This is a genomic window from Aurantimonas sp. A3-2-R12, from assembly GCF_036016755.1.
In the GTDB taxonomy this organism is placed as follows: Bacteria; Pseudomonadota; Alphaproteobacteria; order Rhizobiales; family Rhizobiaceae; genus Aurantimonas; species Aurantimonas coralicida_A.
In genome coordinates, this window is the sequence record NZ_JAYXIH010000043.1 from 1 (window position 1) to 14,016 (window position 14,016).

The 14,016-nt window shown below is 64.1% G+C and carries 13 protein-coding genes; 1 reads left to right on the plus strand and 12 read right to left on the minus strand.

Going from position 1 to position 14,016, the window contains the following annotated elements:
• The 4 genes from VSX60_RS18025 to VSX60_RS18040 form a co-directional block, all read right to left on the minus strand.
• Positions 1-1,393, minus strand: a 1,393-nt coding sequence (locus tag VSX60_RS18025) for a methyl-accepting chemotaxis protein (RefSeq protein ID WP_327625648.1), incomplete at its 3' end; no start/stop codon positions are given.
• Positions 1,384-1,599, minus strand: coding sequence for a hypothetical protein (locus VSX60_RS18030; protein ID WP_327625649.1), 216 nt, complete (start codon positions 1,597-1,599; stop codon positions 1,384-1,386). The genes VSX60_RS18025 and VSX60_RS18030, both read right to left, overlap by 10 nt.
• A gap of 301 nt (positions 1,600-1,900) precedes the next feature.
• Positions 1,901-2,833 carry a C40 family peptidase gene (locus tag VSX60_RS18035; RefSeq protein WP_327625650.1) on the minus strand — a complete coding sequence of 311 codons (933 nt, stop codon included), beginning with the start codon at positions 2,831-2,833 and terminating at the stop codon, positions 1,901-1,903.
• A gap of 13 nt (positions 2,834-2,846) precedes the next feature.
• Complete coding sequence (locus tag VSX60_RS18040) at positions 2,847-4,253, minus strand: leucyl aminopeptidase family protein (protein ID WP_327625651.1); 1,407 nt, start codon at positions 4,251-4,253, stop codon at positions 2,847-2,849.
• A 130-nt stretch (positions 4,254-4,383) separates the two neighbouring features.
• On the opposite strand from VSX60_RS18040, the gene VSX60_RS18045 reads away from it, so the two are divergent.
• Positions 4,384-5,202: a tetratricopeptide repeat protein gene (locus tag VSX60_RS18045; protein WP_327625652.1), complete on the plus strand. Its 819-nt coding sequence runs from the start codon at positions 4,384-4,386 to the stop codon at positions 5,200-5,202.
• A gap of 124 nt (positions 5,203-5,326) precedes the next feature.
• Here the strand turns inward: VSX60_RS18045 and VSX60_RS18050 are convergent, their stop codons facing one another.
• The 8 genes from VSX60_RS18050 to VSX60_RS18085 all read right to left on the minus strand — a co-directional run bounded on the left by VSX60_RS18050 (position 5,327) and on the right by VSX60_RS18085 (position 14,008).
• On the minus strand, positions 5,327-6,319 hold the full coding sequence (locus VSX60_RS18050; RefSeq protein ID WP_327625653.1) for a type II secretion system F family protein: 993 nt from the start codon (positions 6,317-6,319) through the stop codon (positions 5,327-5,329).
• Between the two features lie 66 nt (positions 6,320-6,385).
• Positions 6,386-7,396: a type II secretion system F family protein gene (locus VSX60_RS18055; protein WP_327625654.1), complete on the minus strand. Its 1,011-nt coding sequence runs from the start codon at positions 7,394-7,396 to the stop codon at positions 6,386-6,388.
• The gene (locus VSX60_RS18060) at positions 7,396-8,892 is read right to left on the minus strand and encodes a CpaF family protein (protein ID WP_327625655.1); all 1,497 of its coding nucleotides are present in this window, start codon (positions 8,890-8,892) and stop codon (positions 7,396-7,398) included. Before VSX60_RS18060 ends, VSX60_RS18055 begins: the two co-directional genes overlap by 1 nt.
• Positions 8,893-8,926: 34 nt before the next feature.
• Positions 8,927-10,204 carry an AAA family ATPase gene (locus tag VSX60_RS18065; RefSeq protein ID WP_327625656.1) on the minus strand — a complete coding sequence of 426 codons (1,278 nt, stop codon included), beginning with the start codon at positions 10,202-10,204 and terminating at the stop codon, positions 8,927-8,929.
• Positions 10,198-10,920 (minus strand): CpaD family pilus assembly protein, encoded by a 723-nt coding sequence (locus tag VSX60_RS18070; RefSeq protein WP_327625658.1) that lies wholly within the window; start codon positions 10,918-10,920, stop codon positions 10,198-10,200. Before VSX60_RS18070 ends, VSX60_RS18065 begins: the two co-directional genes overlap by 7 nt.
• A gap of 20 nt (positions 10,921-10,940) precedes the next feature.
• A complete protein-coding gene (locus VSX60_RS18075) occupies positions 10,941-12,545 on the minus strand; it encodes a type II and III secretion system protein family protein (RefSeq protein WP_442873121.1) in 1,605 nt (534 codons plus the stop codon).
• Positions 12,542-13,363 (minus strand): Flp pilus assembly protein CpaB, encoded by an 822-nt coding sequence (gene cpaB, locus VSX60_RS18080; RefSeq protein WP_327625660.1) that lies wholly within the window; start codon positions 13,361-13,363, stop codon positions 12,542-12,544. Before cpaB ends, VSX60_RS18075 begins: the two co-directional genes overlap by 4 nt.
• 123 nt (positions 13,364-13,486) lie before the next feature.
• The gene (locus tag VSX60_RS18085) at positions 13,487-14,008 is read right to left on the minus strand and encodes an A24 family peptidase (RefSeq protein ID WP_327625662.1); all 522 of its coding nucleotides are present in this window, start codon (positions 14,006-14,008) and stop codon (positions 13,487-13,489) included.
• Between the last annotated feature and the right edge of the window lie 8 nt (positions 14,009-14,016).

Consider the following 14,016-nt stretch of genomic DNA (forward strand, 5'->3'; position numbering starts at 1 on the left):
CCTCGCCGGCCCGCGCCGCCTCGACGCCCGCATTCAAGGCCAGCAAATTGGTCTGGAAGGCGATCTCGTCGATCACCGAGATGATCTGGTTGATCTGCTCGGAGGATTTCTCGATCTGGCTCATCGCCGCAACCGCTTGGCCAACGATCTCGCCGCCCTTTTCGGCCTTGCCACGGGCGGAACTCGCCGCCGTCTGCGCCTTGCCGGCGCCCTCGGCGGTCTGGTTCACCGCCGTCGTCACCTCGCCCAGCGCCGCAACCGTCTCTTCCAGGCTGGCCGCCTGCTGCTCGGTGCGCTGCGACAGGTCGTTCGAGGCCGTGTTGATCTCGGCGAGACCCGTGCGGATCGAGCCGATCGAGGTGACGACACCGCCGATCGCATCCTCCAGCTTGCCGACACTAGCGTTGAATTGATCACGTACTTCGCTGAAGTCGTGGCCAATGCTGTCGTCCAGTCTGACCGTCAGGTCGCCGTCGGCCAGCCTTTCGAAAGCCGGCCCGAGGTTCTGGATGAGAAGGTTACGCGCATTCGTCGCGGCATTTTCTGAGGTCGTCGCGAGTTCCAATTTGGAGCGACGTTCCGTCTCCAGCGCATCGGCCTGGAGCTGACGCTTCTCGACCTCCGCTGACTTGAAGATTTCAAGCGCCCGCGCCAGATCGCCGATTTCATCAGGACGATCGGCTCCCGTCACGACCACATCGAGATCGCCCGAGGACAGCTCGTTCATAGCCGTCGACATGGCGGCCAACGGGCGCACGACCCGCCGAATGATAAAGAAAATACCGCCGGCCAGAATCAGAAGCGCGAGAAGCCCGCTAACGATCTGACCCGTCGTGCCAAGCGTGCTTTCCGACGCCGCTTCACTCTCCAGCTCGATGCCTCTGGCATTCGCGGTTTCGACGAGTTCATCGATGATCGCCCGATGCGCATGATACGCCGCCGACACAGCCTGGAACGCCTTGTCCCGAGCCGACACGTCCCGAGCCGCCAGCGCAGGAAGAAATTCGCTATCGACGGTATTCCAGAATTCCTGTGCGTAGCGGTGCGTATCGACCGTGATCAGCTTCTTGATATCGGCGCGAAGGTCGGAGGCCAGCCAATACTCATGCCGCTCGTCGTAGACCTTCTTCAGGTCGGACAAGCGCTGTTCGACGCCGGCAGGTTGGGTATAACCGGCATTCGCGGAGACGACCTCCAGATAGGGCTCGATGATATATTCCGGCGGTGGCAGGATATCGGCAAGGAGATCCTTGCTTTGCACGATATGTCCGTAGAGAGGACCATTTACCTTCAAACGCTCGAGAACGCCGAAGCTGATCAGCGATGAAATGATGAACGCACCGCCGACCACGGCCGCGAAGACGTATAGCGTGCTTCCGATTTTCAAGCGCATGGGAAAATTTCCTTACGAGGGATAGAGATTCGGCTGTGAGTTCCAAATTTATGCGCCGTATTCTGCGCGATCTCGATCGCGCCAGCGTAGCCCGCGCGAATCCTCTGGTTGACGGCGAAGATGGCGACGAGGTTCAGCATGCCAGAAATACAGATCGCGTCGATTATTCCTATTCGCGAGGAAAACTTCATATCCGAAAGTTTCATTATTTTCAGTCTCCCTTAGAATACCATATTTCTCGGATTTACTTTCTGAAGCGCAGTTAATCGACGCCCGATCTCGCAAGAACAGATTATGAGGGATTACGCATAGGTGCCTAACAATTCCTTACCTGGAGAGGTGAAGCCCCCAGCGTTCCGGCAATTTCCCCGCGGTAGTTTGACGCAGGACCACCTCAGCAAATTTTTTTGAACTCCTCGGAATCGCTTCCCGGATTACTGAGGGGAATTTGAATCATGATCCGGATCGCCCGTCGGGGGGGGATAACTGGTTGAAAGCATATTGCAATTACGCAGCGGGGCTCGTGTCCATCCGCCTGATGCTGGTCACTGCCGCCCCCTTCGCCTCCAGCCGCGCGATCGCGGCGGCCAGCGGCTCGATCGCGGTCAGCATGTGATGGGCGTTGGCGTGGAGGAGCCGTGTGCCGTCCAGCATGATGCCGACATGGCCCTTCCAGAAGACGAGGTCGCCGCGTTCCCGAGCGGAATGGGAAAAAGTGGAAACCGGTTTTCCGCTCGCATCCTGCGCCGACTGACCTAACTCGCAGCCGGCGATGTGGGTGCCCAGCGCGCGCTCCTGCATGTCGGTGTCGCGCGGCGCGGCGATGCCGGCCATCTGGCACGATATCTGGACAAGACCGGAGCAATCGATGCCCGACGCGCTCTTGCCGCCCCACAGATAGGGCACGCCGACAAACCGCTCGGCAACCGCCACGAAATCCTGCTCCATGGTTCCGAGCGGCTTCAGATGCTGTTCCACCACGGCGCCATGGGGCTGGGTCATCGCGTAGCGCGCGTTGTGATCCTCGGCCGCGCCGGTGACGGTGACCAACGCGCCCATCGGAAGATCGTGCAGCGGCGGCAGCTTGATGTCGGGACCGGGAAACAGCAGCGTCCGGGGCACGCAAACTCGGTGGGTCGGTGCGGCGCCGAGGTGGCCGATCGCCACGCTCGGAACGTAACCGACATAGCCGTCCGTGCCGAGCTGCACCCAGGACCAACCCTCGGCGTCAATCTCGAAGACCGTCACCGGTTCGCCGAACAGCGCCTCGGTGTCGAGCGGCGCGTCGGGCGAGGGACGACGGCGCACCGGCGCCAGCGGAGTGAGGATGCGGCATTCCTCGCCGCGGACGAAGCGCGTGGCTTCCACCCGCCCCTGCAATCGGACATCGGCGAGATCATCGCGGAACGCGTTGAGACGGGAATCGAGAGGCGATGTCATGGCGTCAGTTTCCTCACCGTGCCGGAAAGCGCGTCTTGAGAACCGCGAACAGCGCCCGGATCGCCTGCGCCTCACCGCCGACCGGCCCGATCGGGCTTGGCTTCGGCCGCCAGCCATAGACGTCGAAATGCGACCAGCTATTGGCCTTTTCGACGAAGCCTTGCAGGAACAGCGCCGCGGTCACCGATCCGGCGAAGGCGTCGCTGGTGATATTGTTGGTGTCGGCGATCTTGGAGGCAAGGTTCGCCGCATAGGGTTGCCAGAGCGGCATTCGCCAGACCGGGTCGGCGACATCGAGGCCGGCTTGCGCGATCTCGCCGGCGAGCGCGCTATCGTCCGTATAGAACGGCGCGATGTCGGGTCCGAGCGCCACCCGCGCCGCGCCGGTCAGCGTCGCCATGTCGATCAGGAGATCCGGCGCTTCCTCGTCGGCCAGCGCCAGCGCGTCGGCCAGCACCAACCGCCCCTCGGCGTCGGTGTTGCCGATCTCGACCGTCTTGCCCTTGCGGCTGGTCAGGACATCGCCCGGCCGGAAGGCATCGCCCGAAATCGCGTTCTCGACAGCCGGGATCAGCACGCGCAGGCGCACCGGTAGCTTGGCCGCCATCACCATGCGGGCGAGGCCGAGCACGTTGGCGGCGCCGCCCATGTCCTTCTTCATCAGCAACATGCCGGACGCGGGCTTGATGTCGAGGCCCCCGGTATCGAAGCAGACCCCCTTGCCGACCAACGTCAGCTTCGGATCCTCCGGCCGGCCCCAGCAGAGATCGAGCAGCCGCGGTGCCGACGCGCTCGCCCGGCCGACGGCGTGGATCATCGGAAAGTTCCGCTCGAGAAGCGCGTCGCCCTCGATCGTCTCGACGCGCGCGCCGAACCCATCGCCGAGCGAGCGCACGGCACCCTCCAGTTCGGCCGGTCCCATATCGCTGGTCGGCGTGTTGATCAGATCGCGCGCGAGAAAGACGCCCGCGGCGATGCTTTCGATGTCCGCCCTGTCGGACCCTTCGGCGGCAAGAAAGCGGATGTCACCGTCACCGCCTTCGGCCGTTTTCGACGACCGGTAGCGGTCGAAGCGATAGCCGCCGAGAATGAGCGCCAGCGCAGCGAGCGGCCCGTCGATGGCGGTGTCGTCGGCGAAATACCAATCCCCTGCCGGCAGCTTGCCGGCGAGCGGACCCGCCAACAGCGCGCGGCGTTGCGTCGCACCCTCTCCGGCGCCGCCCTTGCCGAGACCGAGAACCGCGCCGGCGACGTTGCCTTTCGTGTCCGGCACGATCAGCACGGCTCCCGCCTCGGCCGAGAACCGCGCGGTTTTCGCCCAATGCGCGGTCGCGGCCGGCAGGGCCTTGAGGCCGGCCTTATCCGCGGTCCAGACGGGCAAGGCGGCGGCGGTCTTGGCGCTGACGAGGGTAACGGTCATGGAGCCGGGTTCCTTGTTTCGGCGGCGACGGATTAACCGGCCGTTAGGGTTAACAAATTATTCTCTCCGCCACGGGCCGTAGCATCAATGCCGGCCAAACAGTCATCCGCGGGCGAAACGGGAGCAGTTCATGGTCGGGCGCGAAACTAGACCGATTCGTCGATCGAGACAGGGGCTTCTCGTCGGTGCCGCCCTGGTTCTCGCACTCACCCAGGGGTGCGCGTCGGTTTCCAACGAGATTACGGGCTCCGTCAGCAAGCCGGCGTCAGGCCGCACGGTGGCGCAGATGTCGTCCGGCGAACTGCAGAACGCGGTGGCCTCCTACGGCCAGGCGTATGAAAAGAATTCCAAGGACAAGGCGACGGGCCTCTCCTATGCCGCCACCCTGCAGATGGCCGGTCGCAACGACCAGTCCCTGGCAGTGATGCAGCAGGTGGCTATCGCCCACCCCAAGGATCGCAACGTGCTGGCCGCCTATGGCAAGGCGCTGGCGGCTGCGGGCGATCTGCCGAAGGCGCTGGAGACCGTGCGCCGTGCCCAGACGCCGGACTATCCGGACTGGCGGCTTTATTCGGCCGAGGGCGCCATCCTCGACCAGCTGGGCCAATCGGACGAGGCCAGGGTGCTGTATCGCAAGGCGCTGGACATGGCGCCGGACGAGCCGACGATCCTGTCCAACCTGGGCATGTCCTACCTCTTGGCGAACGATCTGCCGGCGGCCGAAAAATACCTTCGCGCGGCGGCCGCACGGCCCGGCAGCGACAGCCGCGTGCGCCAGAACCTGGCGTTGGTCGTCGGCCTGCAGGGCCGCTTCGCGGAAGCCGAGACGATCGCCGCGGCGGAGCTTTCGCCCAAGGAGGCGCAGGCCAACGTCACCTATCTCAAGGAGATGCTGGCCCAGCAGAACACCTGGTCGATGCTGAAGGACAAGGATGGCGGCGAGAGCTGACGCCGCTTCGCCACCGTACAGGAACAAGAAAGGGCGGAGCGCGGGCTTCGCCCTTTTTCGCGTCATGGACCGCCAGTTGCCGGAAAGCGCGACGCGACGATGGCGGCGCCTTGCCGCGTCTGGCCTATTGCGTCTCCATCACCTGGATGATCGCCGGGCCGATAATGACGGCGAACAGCACGGGCAGGAAGAAGATGATCATCGGCACCGTCAGCTTGGGCGGCAGCGCGGCGGCCTTCTTCTCCGCCAGGTTCATGCGCATGTCACGATTTTCCTGCGACAGCGTACGCAGCGCGGTGCCCAGCGGCGTGCCGTAGCGCTCGGCCTGGACGAGCGCGGTGCAGACGGAGCGCACGCCCTCGAGGCCGGTCCGGGCGGCGAGGTTGTCGTAGGCGACCTTGCGATCCGGCAGATAGGACAACTCGGCGCAAACCAGAACGAGCTCTTCTGCCAGCGCGATCGACTGGATGCCGATTTCCTCGGCGACCCGGCGGAAAGCGGCCTCGATGGAATTGCCCGATTCCACGCAGATCAACAGAAGATCGAGCGCGTCCGGCCAAGCGCGAGTAATCGAAAGACGGCGCTTGGTCGCCTGGTTGCTGACGAACAGGATCGGCGCGTAAAATCCCAAATAGGCGACGCCGATACAGCCCAGGACGCGAAACATCGTCGGCTGCGTCGCAAAAAGCCCGAGACCGAAAACGTAGAACACGGCAAGGGCCAGCATGAGCAGGGGCATGATCGCGCGGGCGAAGAGGAAGAGGGTCAGCGGTCGCTGGCCCCGATAGCCGGCGACCCGCAGATTGGCGACCGTCTTGTCGTCGACCAGCGCCTTGCGCAGGTTCAGGCTGCTGACGACCAGCGCGACGATGCCGGTGCTGTCCTGGTGGCGCAAGCCGCCGCTGCGGCCCTGTTCCTTTTCGATGGCCAGCCGCGCGCGCTCTCGCGCCCTCACCTGCTCGCGCTCCAGCGCCACCGCCTTCATACGGCTTTTGAGCTGGTTGCCGGCGAGCAGCGGCAGGGTGATCGTGACGAGGGTGGTGAACACCGCGACCGCGATCACCACGCTGACGACGAGCGACCCCGAGACGCCGAAATATTGAAACACCGATTCCATCGTCGGATGCTGCCTTTCTACCGGTCTCTTGTGGCCCATGGCCAGGCGTCGGCGATCCGTCGCCGGTCAGAAGTCGAAATTGATCATTTTCTTCATGGTGAAGATGCCGAGCGCCATCCAGATCGCCGAGGCGAGGAGAATGATCTTTCCGGTATCGGTGGTGAAGAGGATCGAGATGTAGTCGGGGGTCGTCAGGTAAACGAGGCCGCCGACGATGATGGGCAGGGAGCCGATGATACCGCCTGAGGCCTTCGCCTCCATCGACATCGCCTGAATCTTGCCCTTCATCTTCTTGCGGTCGCGCAGCACCTTGGACAAATTGCCCAGCGCCTCGGACAGATTGCCGCCGGCCTGCGCCTGGATGGTGATGACGATCGAGAAGAAATTGGTCTCCGGGATCGGCACGCTTCGATAGAGCCGCTCGACGGATTCGGAGATCGAAACGCCCATTTGCTGCGTCTCCATGATCTTCTGGAACTCGCTGCGCACCGGTTCCTGCATTTCGCTGGCAACCATCTTCAGCGTGTCGTTCAACGGCAAGCCGGATTTGACACCGCGCACGATGAGATCGACGGCGTTCGGAAATTGGTCGACGAATTTCTGCAGGCGCCGCTTTCGCGCGCGGGCGAGCATGAAGCGGGGAAGTCCGAGCCCCGCGAAGATCGCGACCCCCAGCGTCAAAATCCACGACAGGCCGAAGAGTAGCGCGACCAAGACGCCCAGGATCGCCAAGGCGACGCTGATCGCCGCGAAATGCCCGACCGTCAACGGAAGTCCCGCCTGCTCCAGCCGGCGCTTCAAGGTGAGCTTGCCAGTATGCTTGTCGCGCTCCTTCTGACGGTCTTCCAGATCCTTCAGCGAGGACTGGATCGTCTTGCGTCGCTTGGATTGCTCCTGAAGCCGGTCGCGCGCCACTTTCAGCGAGGCGCGGTCGCCTTCGTCGCGCGTATATTGAGAACGCCGGATCTCGACCTTCTTCTCGGCCGCGATGCGAGGCTGCAGGAAGGCATAGGCGAGACCGCCGGCCGCGACCATCGACAAAAGAATGAAGAGGAGACCCGCCGCCGACGTCAGCATCACGTGTCCCTCGCCGGCTCGGCGGCGTTACTCGCGTCGAGCGCCGCCGCGAGGCGTTGTTCCTCGTTGTAGTAGCGGGCGCGATCCCAGAATGCCGGCCGCCCGACCCCGGTCGAACGATGGCGGCCGAGGATTCGGCCCTGCGCGTCCTCGCCGACCATGTCGTAGACGAACAGATCCTGGGTGGTGATCACGTCGCCCTCCATGCCGAGCACTTCGGTGATGTGGGTGATCCGGCGCGAGCCGTCGCGCAGCCGCGCGGCCTGGACGATGACATCGACGGAGCCGACGATGATCTCCTTGACCGTCCGTGAGGGCAGCGAGAAACCACCCATGGCGATCATCGATTCCATACGGTTGAGACATTCGCGCGGCGAGTTGGAGTGGATCGTGCCCATCGAGCCGTCATGGCCGGTGTTCATCGCCTGCAGGAGATCGAAGACCTCGGGTCCGCGCACCTCGCCGACGATGATCCGCTCGGGACGCATGCGCAGACAGTTCTTGACCAGATCGCGCATGGTGATCTCACCCTCGCCCTCGATATTGGGCGGGCGGGTTTCCAGCCGGACGACATGCGGCTGCTGCAACTGCAGTTCGGCCGAATCCTCGCAGGTGATGATGCGCTCGTCTTCGTCTATGTAGCGGGTCAGGCAGTTGAGCAGCGTCGTCTTGCCCGAGCCGGTGCCGCCGGAAATGACGACGTTGCAGCGCACCCGGCCGATGATCTGCAGGATCTGCGCGCCCTCCGGCGAAATGGCGCCGAAATTGACGAGCTGGTCGAGCGTCAGCTTGTCCTTCTTGAACTTGCGGATCGTCAGGGCCGCGCCATCGATCGCCAGCGGCGGCGCGATGACGTTGACGCGGGAGCCGTCCGGCAGGCGCGCGTCGCAGATCGGCGAGGTTTCGTCGACGCGTCGGCCGACCTGGCTGACGATCCGTTGGCAGATGTTGAGCAGCTGCTGCGTGTCGCGAAACCGCACATTGGTCTGCTGGACCTTGCCCGCGACTTCGATGAAGGTCTGGCGAGCGCCGTTGACCATGATGTCGGAGATGTCATCTCGGGCGAGCAGCGGCTCCAGCGGTCCGTAGCCGAGCACATCGTTGCAGATATCGCTGAGAAGATCCTCCTGCTCGGCGATCGACATCGCGAAATTCTTGATCGAGACGATGTCGTTGACGATGTCCCGGATCTCCTCGCGGGCGCTCTCGACATCCAGCTTGGCGAGCTGCGAAAGGTCGATCGTATCGATCAGCGCCGCGAAGACCTGGGTCTTGCGCTCGTAATAATTGTCGGATCGCGCCATCGGCGCGCTCTCGGCATGTCGAGGCGCCTCGACATGCGTCCCGGCCGGCGGCGTTTTCGCACGTGCGGGTGGTTCGGCCGGCCGAGCGCTGTCTGCCGGCGGCGCGGCCGGCTTCGGAGGCGCCGGCTTCGGAGGCGCCGCCACGGCGGCCGCGCCGTCGAGCGGCTTGTCGTTCCCGCGCTTTCCAAACATGATGATGCTGCTCCAGAAGGTGGTTTGGCTGCGCCTATTTGCGACGGAGACGGTCCAACAGACCCGATTTTCTTTGTTTCTTTGGCTCGCCGCGCCCGGTCAGGACATGGGCAATCTGATGGAAGGCCTCGACGGCGGCGTGCTTGGCGTCGATCTCGGCGATCATCTGACCGTTATTGGCGGCATTGCCGAATGCCAGCGGATCGAACGCAATCTGGGCGATCGGCTCGAGCCCGAGCGGCTCGGAGAATTCCTCCGGCGAGATTTCGGGCCGCTTGGGGATCGCCAGCTGGTTCAGGATGAGATGCGGCGCAGGATCGTTCGGCCGCAGCTTCTTCAGCATGTCGACGAGGTTTTTGGCATTGCGCAGATTGGCGAGATCCGGCGTCGCGACGATGACGATTTGGTCGGCATCCGCCAGGACGCTCCGGGTCCAGTCGTTCCAGACATGCGGCACGTCGAGCGCGACGATGGGCGCGCCTCGCTGGGCCGTTTCGATCAGCGCGGTGAAGGCATCGGCGGAAAAGTCGTAGGTCCGGTCGAGAACGGACGGCGCCGCCAGCAAAGACAGGTGTTCGGCGCATTTCGACAGCAGCCTGTCGAGCAGCACATCGTCCATTCGTTCGGCGGAAAACACCGCTTCCGCGATACCCTGGGCCGGGTCCTGGTCGAAATTGATGTTCGCCGTGCCGAACGGCAGATCCAGATCGGCGAGCACAACGTCGTTCGAAAACAGCTTGGAAATGGACCAGGCGACGTTATGGGCGATCGTCGAGGACCCGACACCGCCCTTGGCGCCGACAAAGGCGATCGAACGGCCGAGCGGCTCGGCGTCGGGGGCGGTGAACAGCGCCCCGATCACGGTCATGACGTCGGCGATCGAGATCGGTGCGACGAGATATTCCGAGATGCCCCGGCGCACGAGATCGCGATAGAGCGAGACATCGTTGTAGTGGCCGATGATGACCACCTTGGAGCCGGGGTCGCAGACCTCCGACAAGGCCTCGAGTTCGACGAGAAGTTCACCCGGCGGCAGCTTCGATTCAAGCAAGACCAGATTGGGCGTCGGCGCCCCGGAAAAATGCTCGACCGCCGCGCGAATGCCGCCCATGTTGACGCGCAGATGCGTCTTCGCCATGCGGCGATCCTCGCCGGCCTTTTCGATCGGCTTGGAGACCCCGTCGGTTTCGCAGAAGGCCTGGATCGATATCCGCGGCATCGGCCGGACCTTGTCCAGCCCGACGCTCGCGTCCTCCACGTCGTCCGGTGCGTCGAACGACACGTCGTCCCTGATCGTCTCCGCGGTTACCATTGGTAGTCAGCCTCCGTGTCGTTCGGCTGCGCCATCGTCCGCTCGCCCTTGCGATATTTCTCGAGAATCGTGGTCCGCCGTTCGGCGTCGCTCGAATCCATGCCGCGCGGCGACAGAAGATCGCGCGGATCGGCGATCTGGGCGGCGAGATTCTGCTGGCTGGCGCAACCGAAATTGAAATAGTTCTTGTTTTCTGAGGTGTTCCCGAGATCCTCGGGCCAGCGGCCACAGGGGCCGGTCTTGGCGACCAACGACGAATAGGCGAGGCGGATCGGCGTCGGTCCGCTCGCCCCAGCCGCTGAATAGGGCTGAACGAAGATCCGGTCGCGGGCGATCTTGCGTCCGCGCAAGGCCTTGACGATGCCGCCGGACAAACGGTCTGCGGCGTATTGATTGGCCGATCCCATCGGCAGCAGCACCTGGATCGTGTCGGCGCCGGAAGCGCGGAACCGGTCGGCGAAATCCTCGACGCGGCCGCGATCGGCATAGGATAGGCTCGCGTCGGAGGCGACGACCGGAATATCGACCGCCGTCTGGGCCTCCGAGACCACGATCGGATGGCGCGTGCGATAGTCGTCCGGGATGGAACCGACCTCCACATGCTGCACATTGGCGCATCCGCCGGCGATCAGCAGCGCGCCGAGCGCCAGGATCGTGCTCGCACGCAGACGGACCGACCGTCGGTCACCGCCCCGGCATTCGAAAAGGTCTTTCATCTGCGATCTCCTCGAACCGGTCATTTGTAGATAAAGCCGACGACGCCGTGATACCGGCCGGGGGGCAGCTTGGTTTCCATATGGCCGTAGACGCGATTGATCCGACCAAGGAAGTTGCCGGCCCCGTCGCTGGAAAAGCCGAGGCCATCGTCGGGCCGCGCCAGCGCCTGTCGCGCCACCGGCCGCACCAGATAAGGCGTCACGATGATGACGAGTTCGGTCTCGTAGCGCTGGAAGTCACGGCTGCGGAACAAGCTGCCGAGGATGGGGATCTTGGAAAGGCCCGGCGTTCCCGAAATGACCTGGCGCACTTCGTCGCGGACGAGGCCGGCGATGACCAGCGAGCCGCCCGAGGGAAGCTCGACCGTGGTGTCGGCGAGGCGCTTGCGGATGCCGGGCGGCGTCACCCCCGGCGCGACCCCGCCTGGAAAGCTGAACGGGCTCTCGAAGGTCGGCTCCGACACGCTGGTGCGGATCTTCAGGCTGATGCGACCGGCGGAGAGCACCACCGGGGTGAAGTCGAGGCCGATGCCGTAATCGATCTTCTCGGTGTTGTATTCGACCGAGGCCGCCTCGGTGTCGTACCCGACGATATTGCCCGCCGCGTTGAGGATCGGCGTCCGCTTTTCCGCCTTCTCCGACTTGCCTTGGGGGATATTGAACTCGCCACCGACCTTGAAGCTCGCCTTTTCGCCGGAAATCGCGGTCAGGCTGGGTTCGGCCAGCGTGCGCATCACACCGGCCTGTTCCATGGCGTTGATCTGACTGGTGATGTCGAACCCGCCGATGCTGCCGGCGGTTTTCGCTAACGTGTTGCTGATCGCCTTACCCAGGCCGAAAGGATTGTCGATATTGGCATAGGAAATGCCGTCCGACGCGCTGCCGCTGAATCCGAGCTGCTTGACGACCGAGCGCTGCACCTCGGCGACCGTCACCTTCAGCGTCACCTGATCCTGACCCTGGATCTGCAATAGATTGACGATCTGGCTCTGGCGCCGGTCCTCCTGGGCGAAGGCGACGTCGCTGTTGCCGCCACCGGCGCCGCCGGTCGCGGTTGCCGACTGGATATACTGGCCCGTCGTACCCTCGCCGCCGGTGACGAAGATGCGCGCCAGCCGTTCCACCTTGGCCGCGTCCTGGGGCGTCTGGACCATACCGGTGAGGACGACATTGTCGTTCAGCATTTCGATCGTGACGTCGGAGGACGGCACATATTTGCGGATCGACGCCTCCAGTCCGCTGATATCTCGCTCGATTTTCAGGTCGATCGAGGCGATCTGGCGATTCTGGCGATCGAAGACGACGATGTTCGTCTGGCCGATCTGCTTGCCGAAGATGTAGATGCGGCGCGCATCCCTTGTCACCGCGTCGGCCACCGCCGGATTGGCGACGAGGATATCGTGGGCGTCGGCCGCCAGCACGATGACCTTGGTCTTGTTGAGACCGAGATTGATTGTCTGGCTCGCCTGCCGGACGTTGACGACGGTGGGTTCGGCCGACGCGGGGAGCGGCGCGAAGACGGGCGTCAATGCGGTCGAGACGCCGGCAAGTCCCACGACGGCCCGGCGGAGCAGGGCAAGCAACATGTCGGATCGGTTGGAAGAGCTCATCGACCTGCCTGTCATTTGGACGTTGTGATGTCGGTGGACTGGCCGTAGCGCACGACCTTGATCTTGCCGCGCTGGGAGTTTTCCTGGGCCAGCAGGAAGGCGGCGTAGCCGGGTGAGCCGGGCACCGAATCGGCGAGGGAGCGCAGCGACAGCACCAGCCGGTCGGCGATCTGCTGGGCGGCGGTCAGCGCTTCGGCCTGATCCGGATCGACCTCGAGCGTCGCCGTCGATCCGACGACGACTTTCTCCCCGTCCTTCTCCTCGATCGTCTGATCGATCGCGAGAACGCGGAGGTTGCGCAGCACCGTTTCGGTCGTGACTTTCTCGGCGCGACCGTCCGAACTGGCTGTCCGGCGGGTCATGATGATGTCGACATGGTCGTTCGGGAGCACGAAGCCGCCGGCGGAGGTATCCGCCGCGATCTGGATGGCGACGGCGCGCTTGCCCGCAGGCAGAATCGCCGACATGAAGCCGCGATCGGCGCGGATCAGCTTGGATTCGCGCACCGGTTCGCCGGCGAAAAAGGACTGTCGGGCGATCGAGCCCTCGAGCTCCTCGATCGCGTCCGGGCGATCGGTTCGCACGATCAGCGTCGGCCCGATGCCTTCCTCCGGCCACTTCTGCCAGCCGAGGACGGCATTGATCGACCCACCCATCGCGACCTCCGTCGTGGTGACGAGCACGTCCGCAAGCTTGATCGGAGGTTCGGCCGGAGCGGCCGTGATGATCACCGGCTCAGCCGGCGCCGGCTGAGCGAGATTGAGAGCGACGAAGCCGGCACCTGCAGCCGCGACAAGGGCGACCGCCACGACCGCGATGCGTGCAAGATTCATCGGACAACTCCCGCCAACTGGGCCGCACATTCGCGGCTGTTCGCATCGGTTATCGCCGACAAACCCTCAATGTATGGTTAACGAACTCTGACAGCGCGGCGCGGGCCGGCGTCTATGGCTCGGTCAGAACGGACTGCCTGCCCATCCGCCGAGCGCGATGTCCATCCAGACGCTGTCGGAATAGACCGTCAGGCCGGCGGCGCCGAGGGCGATGCCGTAGGGAATCCCGGTATCGCGCTGAAGCAGGTGATCGATGAAATCGACCCCCGTCACCGGCGCGAAAACCACCCGGGACAGCAGCAGCCCCAGGGTCAGGAACCCGCCGAAAATCGAACCCAGAAGAAGATACTCGATGAGATCGGCCGACGGGCCGAACCACAGGGCCGTCACGGCCATGAGCTTGGCGTCGCCGCCGCCGATCCAGCCTGCCGCGAACAATCCGAAGGTGACGGCAAGGCAAAGCAGCCCGACACCGAGATGCAGCGCAATTTGGCCGAGCGGCATACCCAGCAGCAGCGCGATCGCCAAAAATCCCAGAACGAGCGCCGCCGAAACGCAGTTCGCGATCGTCATCGAGACGAGATCGGAGCTGGCGGCGTAAATCATTGCGAAGGGGAACAAGGTCAGAATGGCGACTGTCAGCATTCCTAACC